An 18,679-nucleotide genomic window follows, 5' to 3' on the forward strand; every position below is an offset into this window, starting at 1 on the left:
TACAACGGCTCACAAAGTTTATCTGCAAAGGTAAAGTCAACCACTTGTTCCACTCGGCTCCAAAAAGGATGGGGAGGAACCGAAGAGAAGACTTCATAATCTGATAGGGTTAACTGACCAAATGATTTATATTGAATGTGCGCCATCACGATCACTCCATACGTAAGATATATCTTAATTTTACCGTACATATGGAGTGAGGTGATTAGTAGATTGGAAAATTTGGATAAAGTTTGTGAAAAAGGGGTTTTTTATGAGTTAATCGACGGTCTCAAATCTTCGCTTATTTCTTACTTATGCTGGTTTCTTGATTAAGGACAAGACATCTTATTTAAAAAGGAGTGAGTTTTATCCAAAAATCCAAAAGAACCTTTTAAATTTACAAAGAGATCCTTTTAAAAAACTTAGTTTTTCAATCTTTTTCAAGTTCAGCTTTCAAGAATTTTGCAAGTTCCAGCATGCCAAATTTCCCGGCATTGGCTTCAGCATCTGAATTATAGTTCGTATTCGTATTGATATCATAGGTGAAAATTTCACCTTCCACATTGCGGATAAATTCGATACCAGCAATCTGAATCCCATTATCCGCTAACACTCGCTGATATTTTTCAATGATCGGATCCGCAAAACCATCAATAATTTGGAACTTTGGTTTATTCTCTACCTCTTCCCCCACAGGGCAGAACAGGTCACCTATTTGGCATGCGTCTGCAGGACATAATTGGAACCCTTCTGATGTGTCTACCTTAACCGCATATACAAATTTCCCGCCGACAAACTCACAGCGAGTAATATAGCTTTCAGGAGCCTGAATATATTCCTGGATTAACGTAATACCATCAATCGATTCATCAAACGCTGGCCCTTCAACATAGGAACGAAGGGCTTCAATCGATTGGAATAACTGAACACCAAGTCCTTTTCCAGCCCGGTTATGCTTTGTAATAAACGGTGTACCGGCAAATTCGCGGGCAGCTTCGATTATTTGTTCTATTCCAACAGCCGCAATCGTTCTTGGTGTACGAACTTCATGTTTATTCAACTCTAAGTATTGTAAAACCTTACTTACCTCCAACTGGAGAGCTCGTGTGCCATTAAATACTTTACGCCCATGAGCTTCAAGCCATGCAAGAACCTGCGCAGTCAATTCAGGCGCAAAGCGATGACCTCTTGTGTGAGAGGATGCACTCATTCTGTTATAGAAGACCCCTTCTGGCGGTTCTTTCGCTAAATCAAGTCTCCCGTTGTCTAAATGCCATTCTTCGTATGGGACCTCCAGTTCGTCTAAACGCTTTGTTAAATGAACAGTCCACTCGCTATTTTCATGTATGATATATACCTTTTTCAAAAGAAGATCTCCTCTCATTACTGATTTTACTAGTCTATCCGTTTTGAATATACCACTATAAAAACTTCCCTATTTCTATAATAGAATAGTTTTTGCGTTTTTTTCAAAATTAATTTATTACAAAGATTATTTATTACCCCTGCAACTCTCCTACACTTTAAAGCGAAAAAGTATTTCAAGAAATTATTCTCAAAAATTAATAGATTTTCAAAATAATCTAAATTTACCACTACTATTTAATTCCATTTTCCTACATATTCGTAACTATTTTGAAATTTTAAGAAAATGGACTCATTGTCTTGTCATAATTTTCAAAATATTATGGAATTGTATCAAATTAAATCAGTTTAGGGGGAATTTGGTTGAAAAAGTTTTTAAAAACCGGTCTATCAACAGCCGTGATTGCCGGAACATTATTTGCAGGGTTTCCTGGCAACTACGCTAGCTCAACTGGGGGAGACATACTACATAAAAATCCTACTGTCTCACACTCTTACGGTTCACTAGACTTATCTGTAGTAAATGAAGACAAGTTACTAGATTCATTAATTAAACGTGGAGTGATTTCTAAGAGTGCCTCTTCTGCGGAAAAGCAAAAAGCATTGCAAAACTATTTAGAGTTAAAAGGGAAACAAGACAAAGCCACACAATCCGATCCACTAGCTGCTAAGGTCAAAGCAGCTGATTCCGAAAAACAACGGAAATTCAAAGACTTTAATAAAGGTCTCTTAAAAGGTAAAGGAAACAAATATGGGCAGTTAAAGGGAAATCCGGATCCAGTTGAGGAAGGGACTTCACCTGGAGTACAGAAAAAAGGGAAACTATTAACCCTGATGGTAGAATTTTCTGACCTTCCACATAACACTCTTAAACCTACTGAAACTGATAACTACTACAAAGATTATGATACCGATCATTTTGAAAATATGATATTTGGCGACAAAGGACAATATAAAGGCCCAAATGGCGAAGAGCAAGTTTCGCAAAAGCAATTTTATGAAGAACAATCAGGCGGTACTTATACAATTGAAGGGAAAGCTTATGGTTGGTTAAAAGTGCCTGGAACTGCTTCTTACTATGGTGCTGACGATCCAAAAGGCGGCCATGATAATGTTGTGGACAGTGAATCAGAAGGCGGAGCCCAACAACTTGTAAAAGATGCACTTGTAGCTGCAAAAGCTGAAGGCGTTCCTCTACAAAACTATGATTTAGAAGATCCACATGATTTGGACCGAGACGGTAACTTCTGGGAACCAGATGGTTTAGTTGACCACTTACAAATTATTCACTCTGGGATGGGACAAGAAGCTGGCGGAGGTGCTTTAGGTGATAATGCGATTTGGTCGCATCGTTCAGCTGTTTTCTTTGATCCAGATGGTTTAGGAAAAGGCTTGCCTGGATTCTATGATTATACTGTAATGCCGGAAGATGGTGCCACCGGAGTATTCGCTCATGAATATGGTCATGACTTAGGTCTTCCTGATGAATATGATACTCAGTATACTGGAACTGGTGAAGCAATCGGCTACTGGTCCATCATGGCGAGCGGTTCATGGGCTGGTAAAATCCCTGGTGCGGAACCAACAGGATTCTCTCCATTTGCAAAACAGTACTTCCAATCTACCCTTGGCGGAAAATGGACAAACCCAGTTGTTGTAAATTGGGATGATGTTTCTACGAAGGGAACTCAATTCTTACTTGACCAGGCAAATTCACCACTTGGAAAAAATGATCAAGCAATCCGTATTAATTTACCAACAAAAATTACACCTATTAACACCCCTACTGGAAGCTATGAGTATTGGGGTGGACAAGCGGATGAGTCTGATACAAACATGGTTACCGACGTTGATTTATCAGATAAATCTTCAGCAACCTTAACGTTTGATGCTTGGTATGATATCGAGCCACAATGGGATTTTGCCTTTGTTCAAGTTTCTACCGATAATGGTACAACTTGGAAATCATTAGGTAATGCGAATACTCGCACTGATGTAGTTTCTAATGGATATCCAACAATTAAAAACTCTATGCCTGGTTTTACTGGAAGTACTAATGGCAAATGGCAGCCTCAGTCATTCGACTTATCTGAGTATAAAGGTCAAAAAATTAAACTTCGCCTGCGCTATGCAACTGACTGGGGAAGTTCATACACCGGCTTCTATGCAGACAACATCAAGGTTGTTGCCGACGGTGAAACTTTAGTGGATGACGGTGCTGAAAATGCCACTTCTAAATTTACTTTAAACGGATTTTCAAAAGAAGATGGAAACAAGTATAGTGACCACTACTATTTGTTAGAATGGCGCAACCATAAAGGTGTTGACGAAGGTCTTGCCCATATTGCACGAGGTAAATCATTAATGAGCTATGATGGCGGTTTAGTGGTTTGGTACGTAGACAATAGCTTTACTGATAACTGGACAGGTCCAGTATCAGCAGGCGGTCATCCTGGAGATGGATTCTTAGGTGTAGTTGACGCCCACTTAGGTAACGACCTAGAATGGCTCCTAAGCACTGGAAAAACTGCCGAAGCAAGCACTCGCTACCATATTGCTGACGCTGCCTTTGGTCTAGATCCAACATCTGGTCTAAATATTGACTATCCAGGTGTACAAACATTGACTGCACCAAGCCAACCAGCGGTATCATTATTTAATGATAGCAACTCATTCAAAAACACATTTATGCCGGATGCCGGTCGAAACATCGGTAACTATGGCCTAAAGGTTCGTGTTAACGGCGAATCCAAAGACAAATCCGTCGGCTCAATCGTAATCTATAAATAACTGTAAGAAAAAGGTCGATTCATTGTGAATCGACCTTTTTCTTTAGAAATTATTGGTGAATAACCACCCTGGTTCCATTCGGTACTGTATCGGAAAGTTGTAGTACATCTCTGTTGTACATTCTTACACATCCGTGGGAAACGGCCTTTCCAATCGAACTTGGATTATTTGTCCCATGGATTCCATAGCCTTGTTTGGAAAGTGAAAGCCACATGACTCCAAATGGTCCCCCGGGATTCATTTGCCGGTTTACAATCACGAACTCACCCGTTGGAGTATTCGTCAGCATTTTCCCAACGGCAATTGGAAAAATTTTCACTAACTTTCCATTGTGGTATAATGCAAGTCTTCTTTTTCCTACAGAAACATCAATCGAATATGGAATTGTATTCGGGTCAGGCAGGCCAGGAATTTGAACTTTTTGACCTACATGTAAATGTCCAATTCCGGGGTTTGCTGCATAAAGTTGGTGCAAATTCACTCGATAATCTGCAGAAATCGACGCAAGTGTTTCCCCGCGTTTGACTGTATGAATCATGACTTCCCACCTTTTTTCAATATGATATGCCCGGACAAGTTTACCGTTGCCAACATTAAAGGCAGAAGCTATTATGAACTGCGTCCTTCAATCGATATAATAGCAAATAGGAGGTTTAAAAAAATGGATATACGTCAGCTAAAATATTTTTTAGAAATTGCCAAACACAAAAGTATTACAAAGGCAGCGGAATCTCTCCATGTTTCACAGCCCGCCCTCAGCAAAATGATGAAAGGCCTTGAAGATGAGCTCGGCATTCCACTCATCATTCGCTCAAATAAAACAAGTGATATCACAGACGCAGGCTTAATTGTCATGGAGTATGCTCAGAAAATGCTGCTGTTAATGGATGAAATGTCTACAACCCTTAATGATATGACCAATCTATCAAGAGGACAAATTCACATCGGCATCCCGCCCATTATCGGCAGTCTCTTTTTTCCAAAAGTACTGGCAAAATTTCATAAAGCTTACCCTAATGTACAAATCAATATAACCGAATATGGTGGAGCAAGGGTCGTAAAAAGTGTTGATGAAGGAGAGTTTGAATTAGGAGTGGCTGTCCTTCCTGTTTCAGAAAAAGATTTTGATGTCTATCCAATCGTCGAGGAGGAATTGAAATTATTAGTTCATCATGAACATCCCTTTGCAGATCGGGAAATGGTTAATCTTCATGAATTAAGAGATGAGGAATTTATTTTTTACAGTGAGGAATTCGCTTTGCATCAATTCGTCCGAGATGAATGTATTAATCAAGGCTTCGAACCGAAAATATTATATAAAAGCTCGCAATGGGATTTTATGTCGGAAATGGTAGCGGCCAATTTAGGCGTAACGGCACTTCCGGATTCTATTTGTCATCGTGTCCTTAATCCTGAAATTAAAATTATTAAACTGCGTCCAGTCATTCCCTGGAAGCTAGCCGTGATTACGAAAAAAGGGCGTTATATATCATACGCTTCTCGAACCTTTATTAATTTTATTCTCAGTGCAAAGCAATTTTTCCATTATAACTAAAAGTAATGTCCCTGATTCCAAATATGTATTTTACGAATAACCAATTTCATCGTAACATTACCTAGTAATTACAAATGATGCTTTTTTCAAGGAAGGTTGTTAGGATGAAACTACTAAAAATTTGTATCCAAATCGCATTTATCGATTTATTTTTTATTCTTGGCATGGCAATCAAGTCGTTTATCCACGGGCCCATTCCAGCATCCATGATTGGTTTACTCCTATTGTTTTTCGCTCTAAAGTTAAAAATTGTTAAACTTGCTTGGATTGAACAGGGCGGAAAATGGCTGCTCGCTGAATTGTTGCTCTTTTTTGTTCCATCTGCTGTGGGGATCGTAAATTATAAAGAAATCTTGGGGTTTGAAGGGATCGAAACGATTGCTTTAATTATTTTTAGCACGATTATCGTCATGGGAACTACCGCGTTTGTATCTGAAAAAATATATAACCATAAAAGAAGTGATGCAATATGAAAATTATTTTTTTCACATTAATAACGTATCTATTTTACCGCCTTTCTAAAAAGGCTTACATGAAATGGTCTTTTCCGTTATTTCATCCATTATTGATTGCACCGCTAGCATTAATTGGTCTCATTAAAATAATCCATGTTTCAGCGGATATTTATCTAGAGTCGACCAACATTTTAAGTTACATGCTTGGACCGGCAACCGTTGCCTTTGCCATTCCAATCTATAAGCATTTTCATTTGATTAAAAAATATATTGGAAACATCTTAATCAGTATTACAACAGGAAGCTTCATTGCTATTTTATCTTCCTTAGGACTTTCTAAGCTTATCCATTTAAATCCAGATTTTGTTATTAGTATCCTGCCAAGATCCATTACAACACCGATTGCCATAGAGGTTTCGAAGGAAATTGGTGGACTTCCAACTTTAACAACGGTATTTGTCATATTAACTGGCGTTGTTGGTGGAGTTGTCGGTCCGATGGTTATGAAAGGATTATCGATAAAAACACCGATTGCCAAAGGGCTTGCACTTGGGATGGCGGCACACGGTGCCGGAACGAATAAAGCCATGGAATATGGTGAACAAGAAGGAACCTTTTCAACACTTGCAATGATTTTTGCCGCTTGGATTACCTTGATTTTATGCTTTTCCTTTATTCCTGTACTGATGAATTTTATTCATATTCATTAAAAAACTGCCTTGCGATTTATCGGAAAGGCAGTTTTTTCGATTTAAATCAATCACTTAATCGGAACAGTGGTGCCATGTCTTCACGAATATGGTGGATATAAAAATAGTCATTACTAGCTGGATCGTAAACATAATCCTTTTTCCAAACATCGATATTCGCAATAATTTCTTTTATTGCATGAATAAACAACCAAATTTCCTCATTTGTCATAATCGGATGCAGGGAAAAACGAACCCAGCCAGGTTTTGTAGATAGATCCCCATGGTTAATTTTATCTGTTATTTGCTTTGAGGCAGGTTGATCAATCTGATATAAATAATGGCCATATGTTCCGGCACATGAGCAACCACCCCTGACCTGAAAGCCAAAACGATCATTCAGCAAACGAACGATTAAATTATAATGGATATTTTCAATGTAAAAAGAAATAATTCCTAAACGGTTTTTTACGTGACCGTCTAATATATGAAAGGTTGGAATTTTTTCAAGTTGTGGCAATAGGATTCCTAGCAGCTCTTTTTCTCTTTTCAATATATTTTCAACGCCCATTTGCTCTTTTAATTTTATGCAAAGGGCTGTGCGAATCGCTTGCAAAATCCCTGGGGTTCCTCCATCCTCTCTGAGTTCAATATCCGGATAATAATGATGCTCCCCCCAAGGATTGGTCCAAAGTACAGTTCCTCCCCCCGGATGGTCCGGTACCAGATTTGAATAAAGCCTTGAATCAAAAACTAATACCCCGCTTGTTCCCGGCCCACCTAAAAACTTATGAGGCGAGAAAACAATCGCATCTAACTTTTCTAAAGGATCCTCCGGATGCATATCGATTTTGACATATGGTGCAGAGGCAGCAAAATCGACAAAACATAATCCTCCATGTTGATGCATGATTTTTGCTAATTGACGATAAGGGGTTTCGATTCCCGTAACATTCGAACAAGCCGTAAAAGACCCTATTTTCACTGGACGTTCACGATATTTGTGGAGAAGCTCCTCCAATTGCTGAACATCAATCTCTCCGGTTGAGCTAGGTTTTAAAATGACAACCTCACCGATGGTCTCAAGCCAAGTTGTCTGATTTGAATGATGCTCCATATGAGTGATAAAAATTACGGGGCGCTCTTTTTCAGGAATTTGCAAATACCCTCTTAACTGTTCGGGCACCCGCAACCCTAAGATTCTCTGAAATTTATTGATCACTGAGGTCATCCCGAAGCCATCCAGAATAAGCGAATCCCGTTCATCCGCGTTGACATGATCTTTTATAATTTTTTTGGATTGTTTATAGATAGCGGTCATCATTAAACTTGTTGTATTGGACTCTGTATGTGTGTTTGCCATAAAGGGGCCAAATACCTCTGATATTTTCCTTTCGATTGGGCGGTAAAGACGCCCGCTTGCCGTCCAGTCCGTATAAATAATTTTCTTTTTTCCATAGGGCGTATCATATTCATGATTGATTCCGATCACTTGAGAGCGAAATCTTTGAAAATATTCCTCCAGGTTTTCTGGCAGTGAATAGGTTTTACTGCCGATCATGGCGGTGATCATCTGCTTCACCTCTCCTCTATCCTGTTAATCAATATATGCAAGGTGAAGGGATGCGGGTTCATGTTCTAAAGCATCATAAAAAGCAGCTTTATACCGTAAAAGCTGCTTCCATCCGGATATATTCATACTTATGAAACATTCAATTTAGCTGATTCTTTCCGAGTGACTTCGTCAATTTTTTGAATAAACATTTGAAAAACCTTTCGTTTCTCTTCTAGGTCTCGTATGTACACTTTTAGTTGGTTATAACTTTCCTCAAAAGGTTTATGGTACATTTGCCGAATACTCTCTATGATCTCCTCATTTACCGTTGATTGAATTACTTGTTTCGTAATGTTGTATTTATATGAATATACCTTTAACTCTTGCGCTACCTCTTCATATTCTTTATCAATTTCACCAAGGAAATTGGATATATCCTCTTTCCAATCATCCAATGATTTTTGTAAATATGATTTTACTAGTGTCTCTTCCATAAAACCACCACCTTTTAGTCTTATCAATTAGTATAGCGGTGTTTGTTTACATAATAATTTCTGTCCGTTTACAATATAATTATTTTTAAATCAACAAAGACTTAACAAATTGTTAACATTTTTTTCATCTGTTTTTAATCGGTTCAGTTTATTATGTTTATTGTAGGTCAAAGTTGTCCGGGCTTAAAATACTCTGGTTAGGAGTTCACCTGTTGGAGTGAGTTTTTGGCTATGATGCTAAGCTCGAACAACGGCCACACAAATTCTACATATTTTTCTTATTGACTGAAATCTTTTTCCTTGATAAGATTTGGTTAATTCAATATAGCAGGCTATGATGGTTGTGGATCACACTATAACCGGAGCAGCTTCTGGAGAGACCGCGCATTTGCGGCGCCGAAGGATTCACAATCTCAGGCAAAAGGACAGAAGAGAACGTTGTACATAAAACTACACACTCTTCTTTTACCGTGAGATTGGATCTATCCAATCTTTTTTTATTTTATTCATAGAGGTGGAAGAAATGGAGCGAAGACGAGCAGTTGTAAGTGTAATTGGAAAGGATCAGGTAGGAATTATTTCAAAGGTAACAACCATTCTTGCAAACAACAACATGAACATTCTTGATATCAGCCAAACGATTCTACAGGATTTTTTCACCATGATGATGATTATCGATGTTACCGGAAACGTAAATTTAAATAGGTTACGGGACGAATTGACCCTCATCGATGAAGATATGGGATTAAAAATTAACATTCAGCTTGAGGAAATTTTTCAAGCAATGCACCGCGTGTAAAAGGGAGAGATCGTATTATGACTATTGCAATGGATGAAATTCTACAGACGATTCGCATGGTTCAAATGGAAAATCTCGATATTCGTACGGTAACGATGGGCATCAGCCTCCAGGATTGTGCCGATTCCGATTTTGAAAAAATGAATCAGCGAGTCTATGAAAAAATCACAAAATACGCACAAAACTTAAGAGAAGTAGCTGAGGAAACCGAGAAGGAATTTGGAATTCCAATCATAAATAAAAGAATTTCCATTACACCGATTGCCGAAATTCTCGGCAATGCAACGGTGGAACAAACTGTGGAGCTAGCGAAAACGCTTGACAAAGCGGCCAAACAATTGGGAATTGATTTTATCGGCGGCTTTTCTGCCCTTGTCCATAAAGGAACATCAAAGGGTGACGAAACATTGTTAAAAGCCCTTCCGAAAGCACTGAGTGTAACGGAACGTGTTTGCTCTTCTGTTTCGGTTGCAACCACCCGTACAGGGATTAATATGGATGCTGTTAGAGAAATGGGTTTTATTATTAAAGAGGCAGCCGAAAGAACAAAGGATCAAAACGGGATTGCTTGTGCGAAGCTTGTTGTCTTTTGTAATCCTGTAGAGGATAACCCTTTTATGGCAGGTGCCTTTCACGGTGCCGGCGAAGGGGAAGCTGTTATTAATGTTGGCGTAAGTGGTCCAGGTGTAGTCTTAAGTGCGTTGAAGCGCTATCCAGATGCAGATCTTGGTGAGGTTTCCGATATCATTAAGAAAACGGCTTTTAAAATTACTCGTGCCGGAGAATTGATTGGCAGAGTTGTGGCTAGTCGACTCGGAATTCCTTTTGGGATTATGGATTTATCATTAGCACCAACCAATGCATTAAATGATAGTGTTGCCGAAATTCTTGAAGAAGTTGGACTTGAGCGAGTGGGAACCCACGGGACGATTGCAGCACTTGCACTTATGAATGATGCCGTGAAAAAGGGCGGTGCCATGGCTAGCTCTTATGTTGGCGGATTGAGCGGCGCCTTTATCCCCGTCAGCGAAGATAACGGGATGATTCGTGGAATTATCGATGGGGCTCTTAATTTATCTAAGCTCGAAGCGATGACTTGCGTATGTTCTGTTGGTCTTGACATGATTGCTATAACAGGAGATGCGGCTCCTTCAACTCTTTCGGCAATGATTGCGGATGAAGCTGCCATCGGGATGATCAATAAGAAAACGACCGCCGTCCGTGTAATTCCGGTTCCGGGAAAAAAGGAAGGCGAAATGGTCGAGTTCGGCGGCCTGCTTGGCAGGGCACCTGTCATCGGGGTGAACCCATACAGCTCTCAAAGGCTAATTAATCGTGGCGGAAGAATCCCAGCTCCACTGCAGGCACTGATTAACTAAAGCAAAAAAGGGGATGAGAGTCCGACAAAGGGAGGAGATATTCTCCCTTTGTCGTTTGGCCCTCTTCTATTGTCGAATAACTCTTCCCATTGTCGTTTGACCCTCTTCTATTGTCGGATAACTCTTTCCCATTGTCGTTTGACCCTCTTCTATTGTCGGATACTCTTCCCATTGTCGTTTGGCCCTCTTCTATTGTCGGATAACTCTTCCCCATTGTCGTTTGCCACTCTTCTATTGTCGGATAACTCTTCCCATTGTCGTTTGCTACTCTTCTATTGTGGGATAACCTTATCCATGTCGGATACCTCTCCTAGCTAAAAAACTAACTAAACGATGGCTTCCTCAAAGAGCAATTTGTGCTTTCTGCTTGAAGCTCAGGAGCGAATTCCGCTAATTTTTTCACAAAATAACAGGTCTCCGGAAAATGATGCTCCAAAAAGCGCAGTGTTGTTTTATTTAAGATCCGGTCCCCTCGATATTTTTCCACCACCGACCTTATATACCCATTCATTTCAATAACCGTTTTTCCTACCTCCAATGCCAATTCTCTCTGTCTAGGAAACCCTTGCTCTGTAAATCTTAAAAAACCTTTTACATGATGGTTTTGTAAAATAAACATTTGAAATCGTTGTGCATATAGGTCGGTTTGCCGATCAACCGCTAACTCTATTGGATCTGTGATATTTCTTAATAAAATAATATGGCCAAGCTGATCCTCTAGCCATAAATCCAATAATTGGTCTAGACGCAGCGAAACCGGCTCCTGTCCATTCGCATAAAAGGATAGCACCCGCAAATACTCTTGATTTTCATTCAACGTGCCATTCAGGTAAGTAGGAGATAAATTAAGATTAATCTCGTTTTTTATCCGCAAATTTTGCAGATGGCCTTCAAAACGGTAATACTCATAAGCAACGGAGTAGGCTTGTTTAGCAAACGAAATTAACTCACTAGAGCGATAATCTAATGCAGGATCCATTTTTCCAAGATTAGTTTCTAAATTAGCAAATGATTGAATAAACCTTTTTGCAATCGAAATTTCCTGTTCATGTTCAACGGATAAATGATCACGTACAAAAATCGCATGATCATAAAGAATTTCTGTCCAAAATAAATGTTCTTCCCACACACTGATTGTAGCAGCCATAAACAACAATCCCTCCCTATCTAAAGCATATTCCACGTTTGTCCCATTAAAAACCACAAAAAAAACGATTACGATTTTCGTAACCGCCTTAATCCATATTTACAATTTTTGCGAAATCGTCTAATGATGTGGAATATTTGATATAGGTCCTTGGCAGAAGATAATGTTCGTTTTCAATTCCTTGCTTGATATAGGGACCTGGTGTTGTCGTCAATCCAAAAAGGTAATACTTTTTTGTCTCATTCACAACCGTGGAATTAACATTTCCATATGGATAGGAAATCGCAATAACCTTTTCCCCAATTATTTTTTCCACCTTCTTTTGCGAATCTCTTAATTCTGAAACAAGATTTTCTGTTTTGGTCAGGTCAGGATGGGTAGCAGTATGAGACTGGATTGAAATCAAACCAGATTTAGAGAGCGATTTTAAATCAGCTTCCGACAAACGGTTCGCACGCCCAATAAAATCCGTGATGATAAAAAAGGTTCCTCTCGGTTTAAACTGACTGGTTTGAAGTTTTTGAAAAACCTTAAAGGCATTCAAATTATTTATATAGCCATCATCAAAAGTGAGGAAAATCGGCTTCTTAACAAGATCAATCTCCTGCCATTGCTCAAACGTTAATAAGGTAAATCCATGATCCCGTAAGTAAGTGATTTGCTTTTCAAAATTCTCCGGGGGCACATACAACTCCTTTTGGCCATGTCCTGTAAATTCTGCAATGGAATGATAGACTAAGATGGGTACCTTCTTTTGTGCAAACACTTCTGCCGGAGAACTGATAAGCAGAAATCCAAGGATAAGAACTAATAATTTATACATAGAATTCCTCTCTTTTACTGATTATTTACCTTTATTATCCCTAAGAGAAATCATTCTATGAACTTGTGTCATACTGGATTTATAGAGGTCAACTTTTCGGTCCCTTTAAATTTCCTATTTCTCCTCCATTCAATTATTCCAAGGTTAATCATGATGGATAAATATACAGCAATCGGGAAGGAAATAGAGTGATTGAGAAAGATTGATAGCGGTATTAGAACGATTCTGAATGTGACAAAGACCCAGGTGATGGCATAGCTTCTCATCATCCACAGTTTATGCTCCTGGACTTTTCGCTGAATTGCGCGCATGACCCCGAAAGATGTAGTCCATAACCAACAAACATCCAGGACTAGGAAAGCAATTGTGGACCCTCTCCCTCCTGTTGCAAAAAGGGAAAGATATGGTACGGCAAGGATATTAAGAAAAATGGCCCCTGCATATAGGTAACCCAATCTCTTATGGAGCTTTATGTTCTTCCGGCTTTTCATTGTTAATTGAAATGGCCCCAAAGCCAACGAAATGATTCCCAGCACAATATGCGGGTAAAAGAACCATTTCCATATGGATAATGAAAAATCATGATTCTTCAATTTTGCCTTTACCATGGGTGCATGCTCTACCCCATTGTATAAAAACATAAAGAAGATATATAAAGTAAATAAAAAAATGATTGAATAAAGGAACCCTGTTTGCCTATTTCTCTTTTTGGTATTTTTCATTCTTCCAATCTCCCTACCTATTTATATGGTTCGCTACTGTTTTTTCAAAACATTTATAGGGATATTTGCGAAAAGGAAAGTAGACCTCTCCCCGCTCTCCAAACCCTGCTTTTTCATACAACCTGACGGCACCCGGATTCCCGGTAAACACATCTAGGCGAATACTCGTATAACCATTTTTATCTGCAAATTCTTCAGCAAATAAAAGAAGCATTTTCCCAAAACCCCTGCCTTGAAAATCCGGGTGAACTGCTAATCGGTGAACAATCAACGGTTTCCCAGTAAGATCATCCCATTTAATCTGTTCATACTGTTTGCTTCCATTCGTATCCAGAGTTACTGCGGCGACTAATTGATCTTCCTCAAAGATTCCAAAAAGATTTCCTTTTTTAATATCATCCTTTATAACAAATCGATTTGGATAAAAACGATCCCATTGGAAAATCCTCTTTTTCTGTAAATCAACAGTGATCTTTGTGTAAAATTGTTTCACATTTTTATACTCCTTTAAGCCGATGGAGACAATCTCCATTCTTACCCCCTCTTTCGAAATACCGACCGTCGGTATGGGATGTTGTTAAGAATCCCCCCTTAGGAAGACTCTTTAAGACAATGTCTTCATAATCAATTGAAAAATATCACTCAATTCAACTTTATCCTCTTCTGAAGACGTTAATATTTGCGTGACCCGTAACCCATAGGAAAAAGTCATCAACAAAATTGACATTTTCGCTGCATCAATATTTGTAGGAATCACACCATTTTCCTGACCCATTTTAATCCATTGGGCTCCCGTCTCTTTGCTGTAATTAAAAAGATCATTAAGAATTTTTTTTACTTTTTCATTCTCCTGACTTAATAGATAAATAAAGATGAGATTGCCAATATCCTTCGTATTTTGACGCGAGTGGAAAAATTGACCAACTACATCAAAGCGGCTACCATCATCTGCTTCTTCAATCGAGCGTGTAATTGTATTGTGAAATTTTTCATTCATTTCGGTTATTTTCGATTTCAAGATCAGTCCAAATAATTCGTCTTTGCTATCCACATAATGATATATGGCACCTTTAGAAAGTCCGGATTTTTCAATGATATCCTTTAAGGTAGTATTTCTACAGCCCTTTTCTAAAATGATTTCTTCTGTAGTGGATAAGATATGCTGAAAGCTCGGATTATCGTAGATTGTTGGATTTGACATGATTACTACCTTCCCTGCTTGTTTAATTATGAATGATTAAGTCTAAACGTTTTTTGGCATACCTGCGATAAATAATGGTAAAAAGAATCGCTGCCCCAATAACACAATAAAAGATAATTTGAGAAACAGCTAAAAAAGTAGAAATTGAAAGTTCAAATACCAGAATGACCCTCAACACCGCATCACCAAGTAAAGCAATACCCCAAATTGCAGTCATGACACGAAGTACAAAACGGAAATACGGTACTTCCCAGTTTTTTGTAAACTGTCCCTTTTTTACTGATTCGTCATTTGCGCTAAATCGAATCGCAAAATGATAGATCAATGGCTTCCCAAAAAACAACGACCCAATAAAAATGAGCCCTAATAAACCAGTGACCATTGACTCCCGTAATAAAATAAGCCGCTCATTCCCTCCTAAAACAAATGCTGCTAAACTTAGCAGAAAACCAATTAACATAAATAAACCAAAAGCATCAGCTTTACGATCCTTTACAAGATGATAAAGATTATCCCCTAATGGAATCAATGTCGCCAAAAGTAATGAAACAAAGCTTGAAAAATGACCTAAAAGTAGATTGTAAACCAATACCGGAATAGCCCCATTTATGACGATACTGAAAGCAATACTTAAAATCAATTTCTTTTTGGATGAAATCTTCATAGCCCTTTCCTCCATTTACCAATTTATAAGAATATCATACAAACCGACAGTCGGTTTGTCAATAAGTTTATTTCCAATCTGAACCCAATTTTTTATGATTGTTCTCCTTATGTGACTTCTTTAATTCGAAAGTGGTAGACTAAAATTATATTCACAAAAAAGGAGTACCTATCATGCCGGAATACAAAGTATTATTTCTAGATGTTGATGGAACCATCCTAAGGCCGGATGACACCATTGAAGCCTCAACCAAGGAGGCAATTGCCACAGTCCAAGAAAAGGGAATCGAAGTTTTTTTAGCAACCGGAAGGCCACTGCATGAGCTTGATAAAATTGCTGAGGAATTAAATATTCATTCTTTTATTGGCTACAATGGTGCCTATGCCGTCTACAATCAGGAAGATCTTTTTAAAGAGTATATGAGTGAGGAAAATGTCAAACAGTTTCTGCAAATAGCAGCAGATAATCAACATGAAGCCGTCCTTTATACAAACGATAGTAATGCATTCACCCATCTGGAATCTCCTATTGCAGCACAGTTTATTGAAAAATTCCACATACACAAAAATAGCAGCTACACTGCATCATTGGATAATCAGATTTTAGGAATAACGCTGATGAATTTAAAGGAGGGCGATGCTGATCTTTATAAAAATAACGATGGGATTCATTTATCACAGGTGCATCTTGAAGGCTTAAAGCACTGTTATGATGTCATCAGGGACAAAGTGAACAAGGGAATCGGGATCCAAATGGTTTTAAAACATCTTGGGATTGACAAGGAGAGCTCGATTGCTTTTGGTGATGGAATGAATGATAAGGAAATGCTAATGAGTGTGGGCGAAGGTTTTGCGATGGGAAATGGCCACCCGGATCTCTTTCAATACGCGAAACATAAAACGACTGAGGTAACGAACTCAGGGATTTATAATGGCTTGAAAAAACTTGGTTTAGTGGGTTAATAAAAGAAGCAGTGGAATTAAATTTTCCACTGCTCTTTTAACGTCCTATTATATTTTTGTTAAAAGAATTCCCAGCACTGCCGAGAACACACCAATAATTTGATATAATTTTAATTTTTCCTTATAAATCCAGCAACCCGCCAAAACGACGATTAAACAATTTAAACTAACAATTGGGAAAACAATGCTGGCAGCTCCAAACTGTAGGGCAAAGAAATAAGCAGCATAACCAAAAACACTTATGATTCCCACCATTGCCCCTACACCCGCCTCATTCCGCCGCCATTTTTCTTTTTTCAGAAGACTGCAAACGGCCAAATAAACACTGCCGCCGCCATACATCGAAATAAGGATATTCACAGAATTAATGTGTAAATAGGTGGAAGTTTTCATCAATATTCCCAAAATACCAAAAGACAAAATGGCAAGTGCAACCCTTAGAATCCACGGCAGATAACTTGTATTCCGTTTTGAAGACGGTGAATACTGAATCACCATTGCGGACCCTAACATAAATATAATACCCAGCCATTGTAATAAGCTTATTTTCTCGTGAAAAATAAGCCCAGCACTTAAAATTGGAAAGAGTGCATTCGTTCCGATTAGTGGTGAAGTGAGACTTGCTGGTCCCTTTTCAAAGGCTTTAGACATTTGGATATTGCCGTTTGCATTTAAAATACCAATTAAAGAACCTAGTAAAATGGTGAATAGGTTAAAGTGAAGGATTCCATTCATCGCTCCATATCCAAATGATACGATAAAGGCAACAAAATAAAAGAAAAATTGGATATGAAGTTTTGATAGTCCATTTCCGGTACTCCACTTAAAAATCGTGTTATTCGTTCCAAAACTAATCATGGTTATAAATGCAGCTGCGATCCACATGATGAACCTTCTTTCTGTCTATCAAATTCTCTTAAAATTTTATTCCTTTTTTCGAAATTTCTCAATCCCTTTTTTGTCAATTTTCGATATTTACGCTCTTTTTGCAGAAAGCTGTAGGTATTTTGAGATTTCCGTCTTGTTTTGATAGCTTTTGTCACCTAGCAGGAAAAGCAGGTACTTCTTGGTGAATTATAAGATTAAGAGAAACATTCGTAGATAATAGGGGAAGGAATGAATTTTTTATGAAAGCATACACAATCAAAGAAGCCGCTAAGGAAATTAATATATCTCATGGAATTATTCGTAAGTGGGTAAAAGAATTTGATGGACTCTTAGACATTCCAAGAACAAAGCAAGGAGCAAGAATTTATACCGAGGCAGAAATAGAGCTCTTTCAAGAGATTAAGCAAAGATTTGCTAATAAAGAAAGCAAAGAATCTGTACGTGAATGGCTACTAATTAGACATGAACCTGTCGTTGAAACAATATCTGAACCAGAGGAAGTAACCGTTCCCATGGATTCTAATCCATTGGACAACGACCTCGATCCGGTGCCAAACCCGGATGAAAGTGAAAGCCCCGAAACTCAAGAAATCTCCTTAGAGCTTGTTTCCAGCCCTGAGCCGGAATCTGCAATTGCAACCCATGAACTTTTAAACAATGCTAATTTGTTTTTTGAAGCAATGGATACGTACAAGCAAACCTTTTTAAGTGAAGTAAAAAATGAAATCCGCAGTGTGGTTCGCAAGGAAGTTCTTGATGAAGTAAAGAAAGAGATTCAAAAAGGGAGTTGCATAACTGTAAAATCCCTTTCTGATGCGGTTTATAAGTCATCGGAAAACACCAAGGAAGAAATTAAAGAGCTATCTGCTGCAATTGAAAAAAACGGCGAACAGACAACGGATTCCCTTAAATATCTTTCGAACAGCATTGCAAACGTATCAATTGAAACCGCTGAAGAGATTTACTCCCTTTCCAAGCAAGTTGCCGAAACATCAGAAGGCCTTTCTCACTATATGGATGTCACCAATGAGGAAATTACCAATTTAACAGAAGCGATTACAAAGGAACGAGAGATTCACCTAGAAGAACGTGAACATTTATCACGTGAAATTATCAAAAGAGAGGCTGCCTTTCAAAACATGTTAACCAGTTTTCGTGATGTCGCTGCCACAAAAGAGAAGAAATGGTGGAAATTCTGGTCTTAGGATT

19 protein-coding genes and 1 riboswitch are annotated in these 18,679 nt (G+C 38.5%); of the genes, 8 read left to right on the plus strand and 11 right to left on the minus strand.

Annotated elements, in window-relative coordinates:
- Positions 1-412: 412 nt before the first annotated feature.
- Positions 413-1,348 (minus strand): ATP-grasp domain-containing protein, encoded by a 936-nt coding sequence (locus M028_RS0126050; protein WP_026576469.1) that lies wholly within the window; start codon positions 1,346-1,348, stop codon positions 413-415.
- A gap of 362 nt (positions 1,349-1,710) precedes the next feature.
- Here M028_RS0126050 and M028_RS0126055 point away from each other — a divergent pair, with 362 nt between their 5' ends.
- Positions 1,711-4,137 (plus strand): immune inhibitor A domain-containing protein, encoded by a 2,427-nt coding sequence (locus tag M028_RS0126055; protein WP_026576470.1) that lies wholly within the window; start codon positions 1,711-1,713, stop codon positions 4,135-4,137.
- Between the two features lie 49 nt (positions 4,138-4,186).
- Here the strand turns inward: M028_RS0126055 and M028_RS0126060 are convergent, their stop codons facing one another.
- Positions 4,187-4,675: a L,D-transpeptidase family protein gene (locus M028_RS0126060; RefSeq protein ID WP_026576471.1), complete on the minus strand. Its 489-nt coding sequence runs from the start codon at positions 4,673-4,675 to the stop codon at positions 4,187-4,189.
- Positions 4,676-4,798: 123 nt separating this feature from the next.
- Here M028_RS0126060 and M028_RS0126065 point away from each other — a divergent pair, with 123 nt between their 5' ends.
- The 3 genes from M028_RS0126065 to M028_RS0126075 all read left to right on the plus strand — a co-directional run bounded on the left by M028_RS0126065 (position 4,799) and on the right by M028_RS0126075 (position 6,857).
- Positions 4,799-5,692 carry a LysR family transcriptional regulator gene (locus M028_RS0126065; RefSeq protein WP_026576472.1) on the plus strand — a complete coding sequence of 298 codons (894 nt, stop codon included), beginning with the start codon at positions 4,799-4,801 and terminating at the stop codon, positions 5,690-5,692.
- Positions 5,693-5,796: 104 nt separating this feature from the next.
- A complete protein-coding gene (locus M028_RS0126070; RefSeq protein ID WP_026576473.1) occupies positions 5,797-6,165 on the plus strand; it encodes a CidA/LrgA family protein in 369 nt (122 codons plus the stop codon).
- Positions 6,162-6,857 carry an LrgB family protein gene (locus tag M028_RS0126075; protein ID WP_026576474.1) on the plus strand — a complete coding sequence of 232 codons (696 nt, stop codon included), beginning with the start codon at positions 6,162-6,164 and terminating at the stop codon, positions 6,855-6,857. The genes M028_RS0126070 and M028_RS0126075 overlap by 4 nt, the downstream gene beginning before the upstream one ends.
- A 46-nt stretch (positions 6,858-6,903) precedes the next feature.
- Here M028_RS0126075 and M028_RS0126080 read toward each other — a convergent pair whose 3' ends face one another.
- Both M028_RS0126080 and M028_RS0126085 read right to left on the minus strand, forming a co-directional pair.
- Positions 6,904-8,409 carry an aminotransferase class V-fold PLP-dependent enzyme gene (locus tag M028_RS0126080; protein ID WP_026576475.1) on the minus strand — a complete coding sequence of 502 codons (1,506 nt, stop codon included), beginning with the start codon at positions 8,407-8,409 and terminating at the stop codon, positions 6,904-6,906.
- Positions 8,410-8,537: 128 nt separating this feature from the next.
- On the minus strand, positions 8,538-8,885 hold the full coding sequence (locus M028_RS0126085) for a hypothetical protein (protein WP_026576476.1): 348 nt from the start codon (positions 8,883-8,885) through the stop codon (positions 8,538-8,540).
- 361 nt (positions 8,886-9,246) lie between these two features.
- Positions 9,247-9,324, plus strand: a riboswitch (glycine riboswitch).
- An 84-nt stretch (positions 9,325-9,408) separates the two neighbouring features.
- On the opposite strand from M028_RS0126085, the gene M028_RS0126090 reads away from it, so the two are divergent.
- Together M028_RS0126090 and M028_RS0126095 are read left to right on the plus strand one after the other, a co-directional pair.
- Positions 9,409-9,684 carry an ACT domain-containing protein gene (locus tag M028_RS0126090; RefSeq protein ID WP_026576477.1) on the plus strand — a complete coding sequence of 92 codons (276 nt, stop codon included), beginning with the start codon at positions 9,409-9,411 and terminating at the stop codon, positions 9,682-9,684.
- Positions 9,685-9,701: 17 nt separating this feature from the next.
- Positions 9,702-11,063, plus strand: a complete 1,362-nt coding sequence (locus M028_RS0126095; RefSeq protein ID WP_026576478.1) for a PFL family protein — start codon at positions 9,702-9,704, stop codon at positions 11,061-11,063.
- A gap of 322 nt (positions 11,064-11,385) precedes the next feature.
- Here M028_RS0126095 and M028_RS0126105 read toward each other — a convergent pair whose 3' ends face one another.
- From M028_RS0126105 to M028_RS0126130, 6 genes are all read right to left on the minus strand, one after another.
- A complete protein-coding gene (locus M028_RS0126105; protein WP_026576480.1) occupies positions 11,386-12,210 on the minus strand; it encodes a DUF2935 domain-containing protein in 825 nt (274 codons plus the stop codon).
- An 88-nt stretch (positions 12,211-12,298) separates the two neighbouring features.
- Positions 12,299-13,033 carry a polysaccharide deacetylase family protein gene (locus M028_RS31120; protein WP_051591264.1) on the minus strand — a complete coding sequence of 245 codons (735 nt, stop codon included), beginning with the start codon at positions 13,031-13,033 and terminating at the stop codon, positions 12,299-12,301.
- A gap of 68 nt (positions 13,034-13,101) precedes the next feature.
- A complete protein-coding gene (locus M028_RS0126115) occupies positions 13,102-13,755 on the minus strand; it encodes a DUF2306 domain-containing protein (RefSeq protein ID WP_026576481.1) in 654 nt (217 codons plus the stop codon).
- A 13-nt stretch (positions 13,756-13,768) separates the two neighbouring features.
- The gene (locus M028_RS0126120; protein WP_026576482.1) at positions 13,769-14,287 is read right to left on the minus strand and encodes a GNAT family N-acetyltransferase; all 519 of its coding nucleotides are present in this window, start codon (positions 14,285-14,287) and stop codon (positions 13,769-13,771) included.
- Positions 14,288-14,359: 72 nt separating this feature from the next.
- Positions 14,360-14,956, minus strand: a complete 597-nt coding sequence (locus tag M028_RS0126125; protein ID WP_035424852.1) for a TetR/AcrR family transcriptional regulator — start codon at positions 14,954-14,956, stop codon at positions 14,360-14,362.
- A 22-nt stretch (positions 14,957-14,978) separates the two neighbouring features.
- A complete protein-coding gene (locus tag M028_RS0126130; protein ID WP_051591265.1) occupies positions 14,979-15,620 on the minus strand; it encodes a VC0807 family protein in 642 nt (213 codons plus the stop codon).
- A gap of 173 nt (positions 15,621-15,793) precedes the next feature.
- Here M028_RS0126130 and M028_RS0126135 point away from each other — a divergent pair, with 173 nt between their 5' ends.
- Positions 15,794-16,582, plus strand: a complete 789-nt coding sequence (locus M028_RS0126135; protein ID WP_026576485.1) for a Cof-type HAD-IIB family hydrolase — start codon at positions 15,794-15,796, stop codon at positions 16,580-16,582.
- Between the two features lie 48 nt (positions 16,583-16,630).
- Here the strand turns inward: M028_RS0126135 and M028_RS0126140 are convergent, their stop codons facing one another.
- Complete coding sequence (locus M028_RS0126140) at positions 16,631-17,467, minus strand: DMT family transporter (RefSeq protein WP_026576486.1); 837 nt, start codon at positions 17,465-17,467, stop codon at positions 16,631-16,633.
- Between the two features lie 242 nt (positions 17,468-17,709).
- Between M028_RS0126140 and M028_RS0126145 the strand changes: the two genes are divergently transcribed.
- Complete coding sequence (locus M028_RS0126145) at positions 17,710-18,675, plus strand: MerR family transcriptional regulator (RefSeq protein ID WP_026576487.1); 966 nt, start codon at positions 17,710-17,712, stop codon at positions 18,673-18,675.
- The last annotated feature ends 4 nt before the right edge of the window (positions 18,676-18,679 follow it).

The organism is Bacillus sp. UNC438CL73TsuS30 (assembly GCF_000482325.1).
Classification (GTDB): domain Bacteria; phylum Bacillota; class Bacilli; order Bacillales; family Cytobacillaceae; genus Neobacillus.